Annotated in this window: 18 protein-coding genes; 8 read left to right on the top strand and 10 right to left on the bottom strand. The window is 60.6% G+C overall.

The window, feature by feature from the left end; translation table 11 throughout:
• Nucleotides 1–72 precede the first annotated feature (72 nt).
• Nucleotides 73–714 carry a chloramphenicol phosphotransferase CPT family protein gene (locus tag AC1DF8_RS23885; RefSeq protein WP_478155313.1) on the top strand — a complete coding sequence of 214 codons (642 nt, stop codon included), beginning with the start codon at nt 73–75 and terminating at the stop codon, nt 712–714.
• A 76-nt stretch (nt 715–790) separates the two neighbouring features.
• Here AC1DF8_RS23885 and AC1DF8_RS23880 read toward each other — a convergent pair whose 3' ends face one another.
• From AC1DF8_RS23880 to coxB, 6 genes are all read right to left on the bottom strand, one after another.
• Nucleotides 791–1669: a cytochrome c oxidase subunit 3 gene (locus tag AC1DF8_RS23880; RefSeq protein ID WP_112542957.1), complete on the bottom strand. Its 879-nt coding sequence runs from the start codon at nt 1667–1669 to the stop codon at nt 791–793.
• 57 nt (nt 1670–1726) lie between these two features.
• Entirely contained in the window at nt 1727–2332 is a 606-nt protein-coding gene (locus AC1DF8_RS23875; RefSeq protein WP_112542956.1) for a cytochrome c oxidase assembly protein, read from the bottom strand.
• Between the two features lie 4 nt (nt 2333–2336).
• Complete coding sequence (locus tag AC1DF8_RS23870) at nt 2337–2474, bottom strand: hypothetical protein (RefSeq protein WP_183848187.1); 138 nt, start codon at nt 2472–2474, stop codon at nt 2337–2339.
• The gene (locus tag AC1DF8_RS23865; protein WP_478155379.1) at nt 2474–3430 is read right to left on the bottom strand and encodes a heme o synthase; all 957 of its coding nucleotides are present in this window, start codon (nt 3428–3430) and stop codon (nt 2474–2476) included. The genes AC1DF8_RS23870 and AC1DF8_RS23865 overlap by 1 nt, the downstream gene beginning before the upstream one ends.
• Nucleotides 3431–3497: 67 nt before the next feature.
• Complete coding sequence (gene ctaD / locus AC1DF8_RS23860) at nt 3498–5201, bottom strand: cytochrome c oxidase subunit I (protein ID WP_112542955.1); 1704 nt, start codon at nt 5199–5201, stop codon at nt 3498–3500.
• A 17-nt stretch (nt 5202–5218) separates the two neighbouring features.
• On the bottom strand, nt 5219–6112 hold the full coding sequence (gene coxB / locus AC1DF8_RS23855) for a cytochrome c oxidase subunit II (protein WP_478155312.1): 894 nt from the start codon (nt 6110–6112) through the stop codon (nt 5219–5221).
• A gap of 314 nt (nt 6113–6426) precedes the next feature.
• On the opposite strand from coxB, the gene AC1DF8_RS23850 reads away from it, so the two are divergent.
• The 4 genes from AC1DF8_RS23850 to maiA all read left to right on the top strand — a co-directional run bounded on the left by AC1DF8_RS23850 (nt 6427) and on the right by maiA (nt 9778).
• On the top strand, nt 6427–7089 hold the full coding sequence (locus tag AC1DF8_RS23850; RefSeq protein ID WP_183887381.1) for an invasion associated locus B family protein: 663 nt from the start codon (nt 6427–6429) through the stop codon (nt 7087–7089).
• Nucleotides 7090–7167: 78 nt separating this feature from the next.
• Nucleotides 7168–8583: a metalloprotease TldD gene (gene tldD / locus AC1DF8_RS23845; protein WP_113116282.1), complete on the top strand. Its 1416-nt coding sequence runs from the start codon at nt 7168–7170 to the stop codon at nt 8581–8583.
• A 12-nt stretch (nt 8584–8595) separates the two neighbouring features.
• Nucleotides 8596–9087 (top strand): GNAT family N-acetyltransferase, encoded by a 492-nt coding sequence (locus AC1DF8_RS23840; protein WP_478155311.1) that lies wholly within the window; start codon nt 8596–8598, stop codon nt 9085–9087.
• A 22-nt stretch (nt 9088–9109) separates the two neighbouring features.
• On the top strand, nt 9110–9778 hold the full coding sequence (gene maiA / locus AC1DF8_RS23835; protein WP_112542951.1) for a maleylacetoacetate isomerase: 669 nt from the start codon (nt 9110–9112) through the stop codon (nt 9776–9778).
• 34 nt (nt 9779–9812) lie between these two features.
• Here maiA and AC1DF8_RS23830 read toward each other — a convergent pair whose 3' ends face one another.
• From AC1DF8_RS23830 to AC1DF8_RS23820, 3 genes are all read right to left on the bottom strand, one after another.
• Nucleotides 9813–10331, bottom strand: coding sequence for a hypothetical protein (locus AC1DF8_RS23830; protein ID WP_162710030.1), 519 nt, complete (start codon nt 10329–10331; stop codon nt 9813–9815).
• A 78-nt stretch (nt 10332–10409) separates the two neighbouring features.
• Nucleotides 10410–10709 carry a nucleoside triphosphate pyrophosphohydrolase family protein gene (locus tag AC1DF8_RS23825; protein WP_113116286.1) on the bottom strand — a complete coding sequence of 100 codons (300 nt, stop codon included), beginning with the start codon at nt 10707–10709 and terminating at the stop codon, nt 10410–10412.
• Nucleotides 10710–10774: 65 nt separating this feature from the next.
• Nucleotides 10775–12061, bottom strand: a complete 1287-nt coding sequence (locus AC1DF8_RS23820; protein WP_112542948.1) for a D-alanyl-D-alanine carboxypeptidase family protein — start codon at nt 12059–12061, stop codon at nt 10775–10777.
• Nucleotides 12062–12294: 233 nt separating this feature from the next.
• Between AC1DF8_RS23820 and AC1DF8_RS23815 the strand changes: the two genes are divergently transcribed.
• On the top strand, nt 12295–13329 hold the full coding sequence (locus tag AC1DF8_RS23815) for a polysaccharide deacetylase family protein (protein WP_478155310.1): 1035 nt from the start codon (nt 12295–12297) through the stop codon (nt 13327–13329).
• A 5-nt stretch (nt 13330–13334) separates the two neighbouring features.
• On the opposite strand, the gene pdxH is transcribed toward AC1DF8_RS23815, so the two are convergent.
• Nucleotides 13335–13955: a pyridoxamine 5'-phosphate oxidase gene (gene pdxH, locus AC1DF8_RS23810; RefSeq protein ID WP_113203586.1), complete on the bottom strand. Its 621-nt coding sequence runs from the start codon at nt 13953–13955 to the stop codon at nt 13335–13337.
• 64 nt (nt 13956–14019) lie between these two features.
• On the opposite strand from pdxH, the gene AC1DF8_RS23805 reads away from it, so the two are divergent.
• Both AC1DF8_RS23805 and AC1DF8_RS23800 read left to right on the top strand, forming a co-directional pair.
• Complete coding sequence (locus AC1DF8_RS23805) at nt 14020–14478, top strand: RT0821/Lpp0805 family surface protein (protein ID WP_112542945.1); 459 nt, start codon at nt 14020–14022, stop codon at nt 14476–14478.
• A 281-nt stretch (nt 14479–14759) separates the two neighbouring features.
• Nucleotides 14760–15971: a DnaJ C-terminal domain-containing protein gene (locus tag AC1DF8_RS23800; protein ID WP_478155309.1), complete on the top strand. Its 1212-nt coding sequence runs from the start codon at nt 14760–14762 to the stop codon at nt 15969–15971.
• Nucleotides 15972–16037 lie beyond the last annotated feature (66 nt).

Here is a 16037-nt window from a genome sequence, read left to right as displayed (position 1 = left end):
TATTCGCATCCCGAATGGAAATACCTGCGCGTTTTCGCCTCAGTGATTCGCGCCAACAGAAGAAGAAGACTAATGACCAACGACAGCCATGCCGGACAGATCATTATCCTGAACGGTGCGCCGCGAAGCGGCAAATCCAGCATTGCGCGCGCAATCCAGGAAGAATTCGAGGGGCCGTGGATCAACCTCGGCGTCGACAGCTATAATGCCATGACACCGGAGCGCTACCTGCCCGGTATCGGATTGAGGCCCGGCGGCGAACGGCCGGACCTCGAAGAACTCGTGCCGTTCCTCTACGCGGCGCTCTACGAATCGATCGCCATCCATGCCGGCTTGGGCCTCAACGTCGTCGCCGATCTCGGCCACCACGACAGCTATTCTCAGCCACTCGGCATTCTCAGCGATTGCGCCAGGCGGCTCGACGGATTTTCCGTCCTGTTCGTCGGCGTCAAATGTCCGATCGAAACGATCATGCAGCGGCGCGCGGTCAATCAGGACGGGCGCGAGACCCTCTACCTGCGTGCCACCGAGGAGACGCCTGTGCCGGAGCCGGTGCAGCGCTGGCAGGACGAGGTGCATCGCCCAGGTCTCTACGACATGGAGGTCGATACATCCGTGCTGACTGCGCTCGAATGCGCCGAGGCGATCCGCCATCAGCTGGATCTTGGTATTCCCGATCCTTCGGCCTTCGAGAGGCTGGCCGGCCAGCGATAAATCAGAGAGCCACGTTGCGGCAAAGAAAAAGGCGGGGCCGAAGGCACCCGCCTTTTTGATTTCTATCCGACCTCGATCAGCCTGCCGCGACCGGAGCGCCCCAGCCGCCCCAGACGTAGATGCAGAAGAACAGGAACAGCCAGACGACGTCAACGAAGTGCCAGTACCAGGCTGCCGCCTCGAAGCCGAAGTGCTGCTTCGGCGTGAAATCACCGCGCAACGCCCTGATGAGGCAGACCAGCAGGAAGATCGTGCCGACCAGAACGTGGAAGCCATGGAAGCCGGTGGCCATGAAGAAGGTCGCGCCGTAGATCGAGTTGCGGAACTCGAACGGAGCGTGAGCATATTCATAGGCCTGGACGGAGGAGAAGAGCACGCCGAGCAGGACCGTCAACGTCAGGCCCTGGATAAGGCCCTTGCGGTCGTTGTGCAGCAGAGCGTGGTGAGCCCAGGTTACCGTCGTGCCCGAGAGCAGCAGGATGACGGTGTTGTAGATCGGCAGGTGCCAGGGATCGAGAACCTCGATGCCCTTTGGCGGCCAGACGCCGCCGGTATAGGCGAGCCGCGAAGCCTGGATGGCTTCATGCGGAAAGAGGCTGGCGTCGAAATAGGCCCAGAACCAGGCAACGAAGAACATCACTTCCGAAGCGATGAACATGATCATGCCATAGCGCAGGTGCAGCGACACGACGCGGGTATGGGCGCCCTCGTGGGCTTCCTTCACGGTGTCGGACCACCAGCCGTACATGACGTAGAAAACGAGAGCGAGGCCGATGAAGAAGAGCCACGGATGGGCCCACTCGATGCCGAGAACATGCAGCGAGCCGCCGTTCAGGTAGCGCATATAGCCGACGCCGCCGAAGGCCATCAGGAATGCGCCGAGCGAGGCCAGTATCGGCCACGGGCTCGGAGCTATGATGTGGTAGTCGTGATTCTTCTGATGAGCATCGGCCATGTCAGATCCCCGGTGTCTTCCTTCTCCGCTTCCGGCACTGCCGGAAACACTCCTCAATCAAAGTTTCTTTTCAGCCTGTCCCGCACTACCCTCATTCGAAGCCACCGGCTTCGGACCCTCTTTGGGATAGAACGTGTATGACAGCGTGACCGTGTGAATGCTTTTCGATTCAGCGGCCTTGGTAATTTCCGGATCGATGTAGAACACGACCGGCATTTCAAGCTTTTCGCCCGGCTTCAGGTCCGTTTCATTAAAGCAGAAACATTGCACCTTGTTGAAATAGGCGCCCGCTTCGCCTGGCGTGACGTTGAAGATCGCCTGGCCGCGCTGGGTTTCGTTGGACCGGTTCTCGGCGATGAAGTTGACCTGGATGGTCTCGCCGATCTTCGGATTGACCTCGCGCTCGACCGGCTTGAATTCCCATTGCAGGCCGGGAGCGACGTTCGCATCGAAAGTGACGCGCATCGTGCGGTCGAGGATGACGCTCGAAACCTGGTCCACGCGCTGTGTCGTGCCGTTATAGCCGGTCACTTGGCAGAAGAGCCGATAGAGTGGGACGGCGGCGTAGCTCGCAGCGCCCATGCCGACGACGAAGCTCAGGCACATGAAGACGACGGCAGCATTGTTGCGCGGCTTCTTCGGTGCGTTGACGGCGTCGCTCATTCCATCAGCCTCCATGTCCCAGAAACTTGACGATGGTGATGGCGTAGAAAAGGATCACCAGACCGGCGAGTACCACACCGAGCGCGATGTTGCGATTGCGGCGCGACTTGCGTTGCGCTTCGGTCAGCTTGACCAGATCCATCAGAACGAGCCTCCTGCGTATGAGACCAGCGTGGCGACCAGCCGGTCGATCATCAGCGCAGAGAACACGGCGAAGAGGTAGAAGATCGAGAAGCCGAACAGCTTCTTGGCAGGGATCATCTTGAGATCGCCGTCGGGCATGCGCCAGACGGCGATGGAACAGTATATGAAGACCGCGCCGAGGGCTGCGGCGACGACGCCATAACCAACGCTGGCGAAGCCGAGGAAGGTCGGCAGCACCGCACAGACGGCCGTCAGCACGGCATAGGCAACGATCTGATGCTTGGTGGTGCGCTCGCCCGACACGTTCGGCAGCATCGGCACGCCAACCGCTTCGTAATCCCTCATCTTGAAGAGCGCGAGCGCCCAGAAATGCGCCGGCGTCCAGAGGAAGATGATGAGGAAAAGAACAGTGCTTTCGATCGTGACGGAATTGGTCACGCAGGCCCAGCCGATCATCGGCGGGAAAGCACCGGCCGCGCCACCGATGACGATGTTCTGCGGCGTCGAGCGCTTCAGCCACATCGTGTAGATGACGGCGTAGAAGAAGATGGTGAAGGCGAGAATGAAGGCCGACAGCCAATTGATCGCGAGACCGAGGATCGTCACCGAGAAGCAGGAGAGCACGAGGCCGAAGGCCAGAGCCTCCTTGGGCAGGATACGGCCGGCCGGGATCGGGCGCTTGGCGGTGCGGCTCATGACGGCGTCGATATCGGCGTCATACCACATGTTGAGCGCACCCGACGCGCCTGCGCCGACGGCAATGCAGAGAATGGCGATCAGGCCGAGAACGGGATTGATGTGACCCGGTGCCAGCACCAGGCCGGCAAAGGCTGTGAAGACCACGAGCGACATGACCCGTGGCTTCAGAAGCTCGAAATAATCGCGCGCACTGGCTTCCGACAGGCGAAAATCGCCGTCTTCCGCAAGAGCCTCGTGATTGTCGATTACCGTCATCATTCCGTCCTGAGCAAATTAACTGACAGACGCCGCAGAAGCCTGCGGCGTCTGGAAAACCGGCATCTTACTTGATGCGCGGGAGCTGTTCCCACTGGTGGTACGGCGGCGGCGAAGGCAGCTGCCACTCGAGGGTCGTTGCGCCCTCACCCCATGGATTGTCACCGGCAACGCGCTTCTTGGCGAAGGCTTCCCAGACACCGACGAGGAAGATGATCACGCCGACGAAGGAGATGTAGGAGCCGATCGAAGAAACATAGTTCCAGCCGGCGAATGCATCCGGATAGTCGATGTAGCGGCGCGGCATGCCAGCGAGGCCGAGGAAGTGCTGCGGGAAGAACACCAGGTTCACGCCGATGAACATGACCCAGAAGTGCAGCTTGCCAAGGAATTCGCTGTACATGTAGCCGGTCATCTTCGGGAACCAGTAGTACCAGGCAGCGAAGATGGCGAAGACGGCGCCGAGCGACAGAACATAGTGGAAGTGAGCCACGACGTAATAGGTGTCATGCAGCGAGCGGTCGAGGCCGGCGTTGGCGAGCTGGACACCGGTGACACCGCCGACGGTGAAGAGGAAGATGAAGCCGATCGCCCAGATCATCGGGGTGCGGAAGCTGATCGAGCCACCCCACATGGTCGCAATCCAGGAGAAGATCTTCACACCCGTCGGAACGGCGATGACCATCGTTGCGAAGACGAAGTAGCGCTGCGCATCGAGCGACAGGCCGACCGTGTACATGTGGTGAGCCCAGACGACAAAGCCGACGGCACCGATGGCGACCATGGCGTAGGCCATGCCGAGATAACCGAAAACCGGCTTCTTGGAGAAGGTCGACACGATATGGCTGACGATGCCGAAGCCCGGCAGGATCAGGATGTAGACTTCCGGGTGACCGAAGAACCAGAACAGGTGCTGGTAGAGGATCGGGTCACCGCCGCCTTCCGGCGCGAAGAAGGCTGTGCCGAAGTTACGGTCGGTCAGCAGCATGGTGATGGCGCCTGCCAGAACCGGCAGCGACAGCAGCAGCAGGAAGGCGGTGATCAGCACGGCCCAGGCAAAGAGCGGCATCTTGTGCAGCGTCATGCCCGGAGCGCGCATATTGAGGATCGTGGTGATGAAGTTGATCGCACCGAGGATCGAGGACGCACCGGCAATGTGAAGCGCGAAGATCGCAAGGTCGACTGCCGGACCCGGCTGACCGCCGACGGCAAGCGGCGGATACATGGTCCAGCCGCCACCTGCGCCATAGGCGCCTGCCGGGCCTTCGACGAACATCGAGATGCACAGCAACAGGAAGGCCGGAACGATCAGCCAGAAGGAGATGTTGTTCAGACGCGGGAAAGCCATATCAGGCGCACCGATCATGATCGGCACCATCCAGTTGGCGAAACCGCCGATCATCGCCGGCATGACCATGAAGAAGATCATGATCAGCGCGTGAGCGGTGGTGAAGACGTTGAACATGTGCTTGGCGCCGTCGATGGCGGCATCACCTTCGAAGCCGTAGACCATGGAGGCCAGGCCGTGGAAGATCTGGATGCCCGGCTCCTGCAGTTCCATGCGCATGGCGACGGAAAGAAGGCCACCGACGATGCCGGCGAAGATCGCGAAGATCAGATAGAGCGTGCCGATGTCCTTGTGGTTCGTCGAGAAGAACCAGCGGTCTGCAAAGCTCGGCGTATGCGAGTGATCGTGGTGGTCGTCATGCGCGTGTGCGTCATGAGCGTGGTGATCATGAGAATGATCGTCGTGAGCGGAAGGTCCAGCCATTGTCCCGATCCCCTATCTTACTTTGCGACGTTTTCAGCGACATCGACGGTCTTTGCAGAACCATCGGCAGCGGCGATCAGTGTCTTGTAGGCGCCGGGCAAGTCGCTGGCGGCCGTGGTCAGCCACTGCTTGTACTTGCCCTCGGAGACCACGCGGATCGCGATCGGCATGAACGCATGGTCCTTGCCGCAAAGCTCGGAACACTGGCCGTAGAAGAGGCCTTCGCGCTCGGCGCGGAACCAGGTTTCGTTCAGGCGGCCCGGAACGGCGTCGATCTTGATGCCGAAGGACGGCATGGCGAAAGCATGAATGACGTCGGTCGGCGCGGCAGTGACAAGAACGCGAACGGTCTTGTTGACAGGCAGTACGAGTTCGTTATCGACGGCCAGAAGGCGCGGATAGACAGCAAGATCGGTCTTGCCGGCAGAGGCACGATCCGGTTCCTTCAGAAGGTAGGAGTCGAAGGCGACAGGCGTTTCGCCGGAGCCCTCATATTCATAGTTCCACTGCCACTGGGTCGCGGTCGCCTTGATCGTCACATCCGGATTTTCCGGCAGGGTGAGCTGCGCCGTCAGGAGGGTGAAAGAAGGAACAGCGAGGAAAAGAAGGATAAGAACCGGCCCCACGGTCCAGATGACTTCGATTACCGTATTGTGGCTCGTCTTGGAGGGAACCGGGTTTGCCGAAGCCCGGAACTTGAAACAGACGACCAGAATGAGAACGAGAACGAACAGCGTGATCGGAACGATGAACCACAGCGTATATTGTTCGAACCAGTGGATCTCCCGCATGATCGGCGTTGCTGCCGGCTGCAGTGTCGCCTGCCACGGCATCGGCTGATCGGCATATGTGCCGGAAGCAAAAAGCAGACAGACCAGCGCGGTCAGGGCTGCATAAGCCTTCTTAATCACCTTGTAATCTCCCTCGAGCGCTGATCTGCGATAAATCGAGCGCAGAATCCTTGCCATCCTGTGCGCTTCAAACCACAGTTTGGCATCCGCCGCAACAGGCAGAAGCAATTGTCTATGCGGCATTTTTGCTCAAAGACTGCCTCCTCAGCCACGGCAAAACATTCCAAGCTTTTCATCAGCATACGAAAAACGCGCTCCAGCGCCAATCCGCCCGCTGCACATTCTTTCGGCGAGGTCCTATTTCTGCCGCAGTCCCCCGGTTTTCACGGGGTGGGGCTTTTCATTTTCTGTGGGCAGCTTCACAAATAGCGGCAATGATTCGATATCCAGAGGTTTTCATGGGTTTCCGTTCCCTCGCGCGGCCTTTTGTTCTGGCCGCAGGCATCGCGACCGCCGCGACGAGCCCCGTTTTCGCGCAGCAGACGCCGACGCCCGCGCAGTCGCGTCCTGCCGCGCCTGCTGCGAAGCCCGCACCGACACAGCAGCCCGCACCGTCTGCGACGCCGAACGTCGAGCAGGTAACGCCCAGCCAGGCTCAGCCGCCGGCTCCCGGCACGGTCCGTTCCAACCATGGCGCATGGTCCGTCGTCTGCGACAAGCCGGCGGGCGCCTCGGCCGAGCAGTGCGCGCTGATGCAGAACGTTATTGCCGAAGACCGTCCTGAAGTAGGCCTCTCCGTCGTCGTCCTGAAGACCGCCGACCGCAAGTCGAAGATCCTGCGCGTGCTGGCGCCGCTTGGCGTGCTGCTGCCGAACGGCCTCGGCCTCAATGTCGACGGCAAGGATATCGGCCGCGCCTATTTCGTGCGCTGCTTTGCCGACGGCTGCTATGCCGAAGTCGTTCTCGAGGACGAACTGCTCAAGACCTTCCGCAGCGGCGCGCAGGCAACCTTCATCGTCTTCCAGACGCCGGAAGAAGGCATCGGCATCCCCGTCGACCTCAAGGGCTTCGCAGAAGGCTACGACGCCCTGCCCTGATGCAGGGCTTGCTCGCGCAGTGCATCAGACCTACATCGGCTATTGAGCATTACCGCTCTTCTTGCGGAGCATAAAACCATGACCACGGATCTCCTGACGCTCTTTGATGCCGATGAAGCGACGATGCGTAAGCATGTCGCCGAGGCGCTTACCGGCGCCGATGACGGCGAGCTCTTCATCGAGCACGCGCAGGCGGAATCGCTGACCTTCGACAATGGCCGCCTCAAGGGCGGCAGCTTCAACACCGAACAGGGTTTCGGCCTGCGCGCGGTTGCCGGCGAAGCGGTCGGCTATGCCCATGCGGGCGACCTTTCGGTTTCGGCGCTGAAGCGGGCAGCCGATGCTGTCGGCGCCGTCACGCGCGGTTATTCCGGCTCTTACGCGGCAGCACCGCAGGGTACCAACCGCAAGCTCTATACCGACGAGAACCCGATCGGTTCGCCGACCTTCGAGGAGAAGGTCAAGGTGCTGACTGATATCGACGCCTATCTGCGCGGCAAGAACGACAAGGTGCGGCAGGTCACTGCTTCGGTGGCGGCAAGCTGGCAGGTAGTCGATATCCTGCGCGCCGATGGCCATCGCGTGCAGGATATCCGCCCGATGACGCGCATCAATATCTCTGTCATGGTCGGCGACGGCGACCGGCAGGAGAGCGGCTCCTACGGCCAGGGCGGCCGCATCGGTTTCGGTGATTTCATCGCGACAGGAAGCTGGCAGCACGGTGCGGACGAAGCGCTGCGGCAGGCACTCGTCAATCTTGAAGCGATCGATGCACCTGCCGGTACGATGGATGTCGTGCTCGGCTCGGGCTGGCCCGGCGTCATGCTGCACGAGGCCGTGGGCCATGGTCTCGAAGGCGACTTCAACCGCAAGAAGACGTCTGCCTTTGCCGGTCTCCTCGGCCAGATGGTGGCCGCCCCCGGCGTGACCGTCGTCGACGACGGTACGATCGACAGCCGCCGAGGTTCCATCACCATCGACGACGAAGGTACGCCTTCCGCCTACAACGTGCTGATCGAAAACGGTAAACTGGTCGGATACATGCAGGACCGGCAGAACGCCCGGCTGATGGGCATGGCGCCCACCGGCAACGGCCGTCGCCAGGGTTATGCACATGTGCCAATGCCGCGCATGACGAACACCTATATGCTCGGTGGCGACAAGACGCCGGAAGAAATCATCGCTTCGGTCAAGAAGGGCATCTATGCCGTCTCCTTCGGCGGCGGCCAGGTGGACATCACGTCAGGCAAGTTCGTCTTCGGCTGCACCGAGGCCTATCTCATCGAAAACGGCAAGATCGGTGCGCCGATCAAGGGCGCCATGCTGATCGGCAACGGCCCGGACGCCATGAAGCGCGTATCGATGATCGGCAACGACATGAAGCTCGACACCGGTATCGGCAATTGCGGCAAGGCCGGCCAATGGGTTCCCGTCGGCGTCGGCCAGCCGCACCTGCGCATGGATCAGGTGACGGTCGGCGGCACGCAGACCTGAGGCGGTGCGATCATGGCCGAAATCGAAATCAGAACCTTCGCTCCTGACGATGCCGATGGCGTGATTTCGGTCATCCTGCCGATCCAGCGCGAAGAATTCGGCATCGACATCACCGCCGACACGCAGCCGGACCTGCGTGTCGTTCCGGATTTCTATCAGTCCGGCAAGGGCCAGTTCTGGGTGGCGGTCAAGGATGGTGCCGTCGTCGGCACGCTCGGCCTCAAGGATATCGGCAACAACCAGGCGGCCCTGCGAAAGATGTTCGTGGCCGCCGAGGTGCGGGGCCGCGAACACGGTGTGGCCGCCCGGCTGCTCGAAGCGCTTTTTGCCCATGCCGGCAAAGTCGGCGTCACCGATATCTTCCTCGGCACGACGGACAAGTTCGTCGCCGCGCACCGGTTCTATGAGAAGAACGGTTTCTCCGAGATCGCCAGCAAGGACCTGCCGCGAGAATTCCCGCGAATGGCCGTCGACAGCAAATTCTATCGATATAAGTTCGGCTGACTCAGACTTTCAGAAGGTTGTTATGCGGCTGATCTCGCGATGGCAGAATTCCGCGGGAGAGCGAGTGCGGATCGCGCTCAATCTCAAAGGTATTTCCTACAGTTACGTTCCCATCGGTTCGCTTGAAGCGGGCGAATACAATCGGCTCAATCCACAGGGGCTGCTGCCAGCCTTGGATATCGGCGGTCGTGTTGTGCCTCAATCGTCGGCGATCCTGGCTTACATAGAGGAGAACTATCCCGATCCGAGCCTCCTGCCCGAGGATCCGCTACTGCGTGCGCAGGCGAGAGGTTTTGCCGCCCACATTGCTTCGGAGATGCACTCCCTAACGGTCCAGCGCGTCCGGTATTTCTTGCAGGAGGCACTTGGCGGCGGCGAGGCCGAAGTAAAGCGATGGGTGCGCCACTGGCTGGGACTTGGCTTTGCCGCGCTTGAAGAAACGCTCGCGCAGCGTGAAATCCAGTCGCCCTTCTGTTTCGATGATCGTCCGGGCTGGGCCGACCTGCATCTGATTCCGCAGATGAGCAACGCTCGCCGTCTTGGCCATGATCTCTCGCCCTATCCCCTATTGCTCTCGACTGAGCAGCGCTGTGTGGTTCTCGACGCCTTCCGCTCGGCTCGGCCGGAGGCGCAGCCGGATTTCCCGAAGCCGGATCGCTTCGCTTCAAGTGCGTCACTCGGAACAACTTGATACAAGCCGATAGGAGTGATGACAGCAGTGACACTCACAGCACGGGCTCTTTAATGTAACGATCGATTATTGATGTCGCGTCTTTCGCGGAACAGCCCTTGATCCGATCCAAGGGAACGAAAATCGTCCTCGGCAGGATTCCCCAGTTCCATGCGAAGAGATCACTCAAAAGTTTCGGATCTGCGTCATCCCGGACGACCAATCTTAGCGTTCTTTCCGATGTGCGTGCTCGATTCACCTTGCTGATCTTGCTGATTACCCGCCAGTGAAGGCTGGCCGAAAAGCCCTGATGCTGGATGCCTTCGGGTGATAAGACAATGAGCGGTCTGCTGAAGGTGATCTTCGAAGCCCGGTAGATCGAGCGGGCGAGTTGAGCCGACATGACGACGAGCGCTAGACCGGCCATGAATGGAGGAAAGGCTTGGAAGACCAGTTCGCCGCTGGCGATCAGCGCGAGGACGATACAAATCACGGACTTGAAACCGACGACCGTCCAGTAGTTCAAGACGTTTTCCCAGATCTCCAGCTGCAAAGCGTCACCGGCGCCATCCACAGAAGCGCCTGCCGGTCCTATCCAGCGCATGCGTCTATCCCGTCTCAAAGCAGCATACGCCATGCCCTGTCAGGTCTATCAAGGCTTGAACCGCCATTTCCGCTCGATTGCGGCGGCGAGATCTACCTCGTGACGCCGAGCAAAGAGCAGGACATGGCCGAGAATATCGGCAGTTTCGTCGGCCAGGTCGCGCTCCATCTCCTCGGGCGAACGGCCTTTGGCACGGCCGCGGCCGGTCAGGCGGTTCCAGGCCTGGGTCAGTTCTCCCATTTCCTCCTGCAGCTTCAGCAGAAACCAATCGGCATCGCGCTCGATGTCATTGGCGGCGGCGTAGGCGGACGATGAGGTCTCGAACTGGTCGGCGAGCCGTTGCAGCATGACGTTCTCCTTTTGTTTATGAGGAGAGCGCCGATTCCCGAAGTTTGTCCAGAGCGAGCCGCGGCTCAGCCCTGGTTCGGCAACAGCATGCAGTCGTAGGAGCGCTTCTTCAGGGCGTCGCAGGCAGAGGTCGCGTCTTCCTTGCTCTGGAAGCCAATGAAACGGGCGCGATAAATCGCATTGGCGCCCTTGCCGACAGCTTCCGTGTAAGGCGAGGCGGAAACCAGCGGCGCACCGGCCTCGGACTGGGCCTGCGCGAGGAGCGCGCGGGCAGCATCGGCGCTCGGGGCAGCCGAGATCTGAATCTGCCAGCCGCCTGTCTTGCCGGCCGGCGCTTTCGCCGCCTTGCCGGCATTCATGATTTCGTCCATTGCCGCCGGGCGCTCAAGCGGGACAACTCCGTCGTTGGCAAAGCCAAGCGCCTTCTGTGCAGGTGCTGCTGCGTCGTCCGCAACGCGCGGCGCGTTCGCCGGCACGGGAACATCCGTCTGCTCCGCAGCCGAGGCTACCTCGACCTGCTGCTTGGCATTGATGCTTGCAGTCAAGCTGGCGCCACCGGAGGAGGCTCTGCCCATGTAGCGGTCGAACAATCCGGCCATCTTGGCATCGCGGCTGCGGGCCGTGCGGCCGCCGAGCACCACGCCAACCACGCGGCGGCTACCGTCCTTCACGGCGCTGACAATGTTGAAACCGGAGGCATTGGTATAGCCGGTCTTGATACCGTCCATGCCCTGATAGCGGTACATGAGATTGTTGTGGCCGCGGATGGTCTGGCCACGGAAATTGAAGCTCGCGATGGAGAAGAGGCGATATTCGCCTGGATAGTTCTTCATCAGCGCCACGGCGAGCGTGGACATATCGCGCGCCGTCGTGACCTGACGCTTGTCCGGCAGGCCGGACGCATTGACGAAGACCGTGCGGCCCATGCCGAGCTGACGGGCCCTCTGGGTCATGAGCCTGGCGAAATTGCTTTCCGAGCCGCCGAGCTTCTCACCCATGGCGGCCGCCGCATCATTGGCCGATTTGACGATCATGCCATAAACCGCCTCGCGCACCGTGATCGTGCCGCCCGCCTTCACGCCGAGCTTTGTCGGCGGACGGGAGGCAGCATATTTCGACATGGTGATCGGTGTATCCCAGGTGATCTTGCCGCGATTGAGCGCCTCGAAGGTGAGATAGAGCGTCATCATCTTCGTCAGCGAAGCCGGATAGTTCAGCGTATCACCGTTTTCCGAGGCAAGAACCTTGCCGGTGCGGGCATCGAGGACGAGGGAAGCGCTACCGGCGAAGGCCGCAACAGGTGCAGAAAGTGCCAGCGACGCGGTCAAAATGGCAGCCAAAAGCCTTCTCATACACTTCCCCTCATTATACCCGGCGAGTCGCTACAACCGGAATTATGTCCCGTATTGTGACAGATGCCCATAATCTGGCGCGACTTTGAGGCAACGCCCAAGTTTTTTCCAAGCTTTTGTTTCGCTTGGTTAACAGCCGGTCAACAACCCGTTTTCCCTCCGGGATTCAGCAAGGTTTAACGGCGGCATTGGTAGCCTGTGTGACACGATTACAAAGCGGGGTCACGGAAAAAATGGGGCAGTGGAAGCGGCGGCTGAAGCGCATCGCGATCGGCAGCGGGCTGGAAGCGGCGTGGCTGGCGAGCGCTGCCGGGCTCATGAAGGAGGCCCGCGGACGCGGCGTCATCTTCACGCTCCATCATGTGCGCCCGCATGTCGCCCAACCGTTCGAACCGAACCAGCATCTTGAAATAACACCAGAATTTCTGGATTCAACGCTCCGGCGCCTGAGACGGATCGGCTATCGTTTCGTACCGCTCGATGTGGTGCCCTCCCTGTTATCGGACCCGCAGGACGATCGCCTGTTCGCCGCCTTCACACTGGATGACGGGTATCGCAACAATCTGATCCATGCCCTGCCCGTCTTCGAACGGCATCAGGCGCCCTTTACCATTTTCATAGCGCAGGGCTTTGCCGAGGGCTCGCACAGCATCTGGTGGGAAACGCTGGCACTGCTGCTTAACCGGGAAAATAGCATCGAGTTCAATTTTGGCCGCGGCAGGGAGAGACTGGCGCTCGATACGCTCGTCCGGAAATGGGACGCCTTCGACAGGCTTGCCGAGTTTATCCACAGGCAGGACGAGAGCCACGCCCTCGCCGAGGTGGATGCGCTGGCGCGGCGCCACGGGATCGAGCCGCTCGACATTACGCGGGAACTGGTCATGGGACCGCAGGAGCTGCGCAATCTTTCGGCAAGCCCGCTCGCCAGTCTCGGCGCCCATACTATCAGCCACAGGGCACTTGCCCGCCTGCCGCATGCCGAAGCCCGCATCGAGATGGAAATCTCGGCAGATTATGTCGAGTCGATCACCGGCATTCGTCCCCGGACAATCGCTTTTCCCTATGGAACGAAGGAGGCAACAAAGGGCCGTGAAGCGGAGCTTGCGGCAAAGCTCGGCTTTGCCGTAGCCGTGACAACGCAGCCGGGCATTCCGGCAGCAAGCAAGCCCACCTATATGCCGCGTATCTCGATCAACGGCTTTTACCAGAGGTCACGCTATGTTTCGGCGCTGGCATCAGGCATTCCATTGAAACTGCTTGGGAAATAAGTTCTCTACGGGTACATCCGCACCTTGTCCCAGCCCCCCTCGGGCGTCGGCCGGCGGAACTCGATCCGGTCGTGCAGCCGGAACTTCTGGTCTTTCCAGAACTCGATCGAGGTCGGGCGGATCCGGAAACCAGACCAGTAAGACGGGCGCGGAATGTCGCCGATGGCGTAGCGCGCTGTGTATTCGGCAACCGCCTTTTCCAGGGCAAAACGGCTTTCGAGCGGGCGCGACTGCTTGGAAGCCCAGGCGCCGATACGGCTGCCGCGGGCACGCGTCGCAAAGTAGGCGTCGGCCTCTGCGTCTGTGACCAGTTCGACAGGGCCGCGAACGCGCACCTGACGGCGCAGCGTTTTCCAGTGGAAACACATGGCAGCTTTCTTCTGCCCCAAGATTTCGCGACCTTTCTGACTCTCGAAATTCGTGTAGAAGACGAATCCGTCAGTATCGAAACCCTTCAGGAGAACCATGCGGACATTGGGCAGCCCATCTTCATCGACCGTCGCGAGCGCGACAGCATTGGGGTCGTTGAGTTCGGAAGCCTCCGCCTCCTTCAGCCACTCCCCAAAGAGCTTGAAGGGCTCTTCACTTTCCGTAAAGTCACCAGCTGTTAACCCGTTTGCCGACATATTAATTCAAATCCCGAGGTTTCTAAAAACTGACCCAGCCTCTCAGACTGGGGAAGGATGCAGGGTGGAAGTCATAGCAAAGACACATCGCCATACAAAGGGTTCGCTGCGCCGCAGCGTCAGACTCTCCATCGTCGGTATTGCGATCCTGTCACTTTCCGGCTGCATGACCGGAGGGTTCGACTTCCTGAGCTCGGCAAAGGTGGATCGTTCGGTTGCGACCGGCACGGTGCCGCAGCCCGCCCCGAGCACCGATACGCTTTCCGACGAGATGACGGTGCGCAACGCCGTGACGTCGGCCGATATCCAGAAACTCGAGGGGCAGCCGCTTCCCTGGGCCAATGCCTCGACCGGCAGCGCCGGCGTCATCGACACGATCGTCGAGAATAATGATGCCGGTCAGGTCTGCCGGCAATTCCGCACGACACGCCATTCCTATGTCGGTATCGCCAAATTCTACGGCAAGACCTGCCTTGTCGGCGGCGGCAACTGGCAGCTTCTGAGCTTCCAGCCGGAAAGCTGATCCGCTCCTTTACCCGTTTTGCGGCGTTGGCCACCCTGAAACTTCAGGGTTAATGCGGCGTGCCGATTCGCTTCAATGTTTAGTGAAAGACTAACCATTAGTGGCAAAACACCCCATATCCAGCTTCGGAAATAAGAAGTGATTAGCAACTCTCCCGCACGATCGGCCGACGAGCGTGCTTTCCTGTCGTGAACCGGGAGGCGCGTCATGAGTTGAGATTCGGTTTCCGGGAGCGCCACGAGGAAGATGCCTCCCGGATTGCGACAGCGGCGGTGCGAACAATGCGTGATCCATATAAGGTTCTGGGCGTCAAGCGCGACGCGGATGCGGACGAAATCAAGGCGGCCTGGCGCAACATGGCCAAGGCCGTGCATCCCGATCACAATCAGGGCGACCCCACGGCCACCGCGCGTTTCGCCGAGATCGGCCGCGCCTATGAAACACTGAAAGATCCGCGAAAGCGCAATCTCTTCGACAGCGCCGTACGCATGGCTGAAGCAAAGAAGCAGGAGCAGACGATCATGCAGCAGCGTCAAGCTGCGCGTGAGGCTGCCGCCCGCGCCAAGGCCGCTCAGGCCAATGCCGAGCGGGTGATGGAAGAGCTTGCACGCGCCAATGCCAGTGCACAGAAGGCCGCAGCGGCAGGTGCCAAGCAGCAGCAGCAGGCAGGCTCGACCGAAGCGGCAGAAGAGATGGTCGAGCGCATCTTTGGCGCACAAGCGGCCCGCAGCGCCGGCGCGCAGGCGCAACCGCAGGCACAGCAAGCATACTCTCAGCAGGCGCACTCCCAGCAGGCACAGGCCAAGCCGCATGCAGCCGAGGCGGCAAGGCAGCCGGAACAGGATACAGCAGAATCCGAAACCGCCAGGGCGGAGGATGAGCAGACGGAGGCCACGACCGGCACTGGCGTCAACATGTCCCTGCCGCTCAGCCTTCTGACCTCGCTGGTGCGCCGCTTCACTGGCACCGGTCAGCCAGGCCCTGAAAAAGCACCGGATGAGGTGGCAACTGCCACCGTGACGATCGAAGACATCATGAGGGGCAGCTGGACGACGGTTTCTCTTCCGGAGGGCCGTGAAGTCGGCTTTGCCCTGCCAGCCGGCACGACCGAAGGCCATCAGGTCCGGCTCAAGGGCCAGGGATTCAAGTTGCCGGGCATGCAACGCGGCGATGCCGTCATCAACATCCATATCGCGCCCGATCCGAGATTCACCGTCGATGGTTTCGACGTGCATGCCGTGCTGCCGCTCAACATCGAGAACGCAGTGCTTGGCACCGAAGCGCGCGTAGATGGTCCGCAGGGACCGGTCAATGTAACGGTCCCCGCCTGGTCCGGTTCCGACAAAACGATCCGCATTCCCGACCAGGGGCTGCCCAACGACAGCGGTGGAAAAGGCGATCTCGTCGTCGAATTGCGCATTATGTTGTGGGAAAAACCTGACGATAAGGTCACCGATCTCATGCGCAGCATGCGTGAAGGGCTATTTTTATGAAATTTTGGTGACAATCGCACCCTTTGTTACGATGCCTAACAGTTGATGATCTTGGGCCTGCTTGAA

The sequence above is a fragment of the Rhizobium sp. 05N49 genome, assembly GCF_056396805.1.
This window is presented reverse-complemented; position numbering and strand designations above follow the sequence as displayed.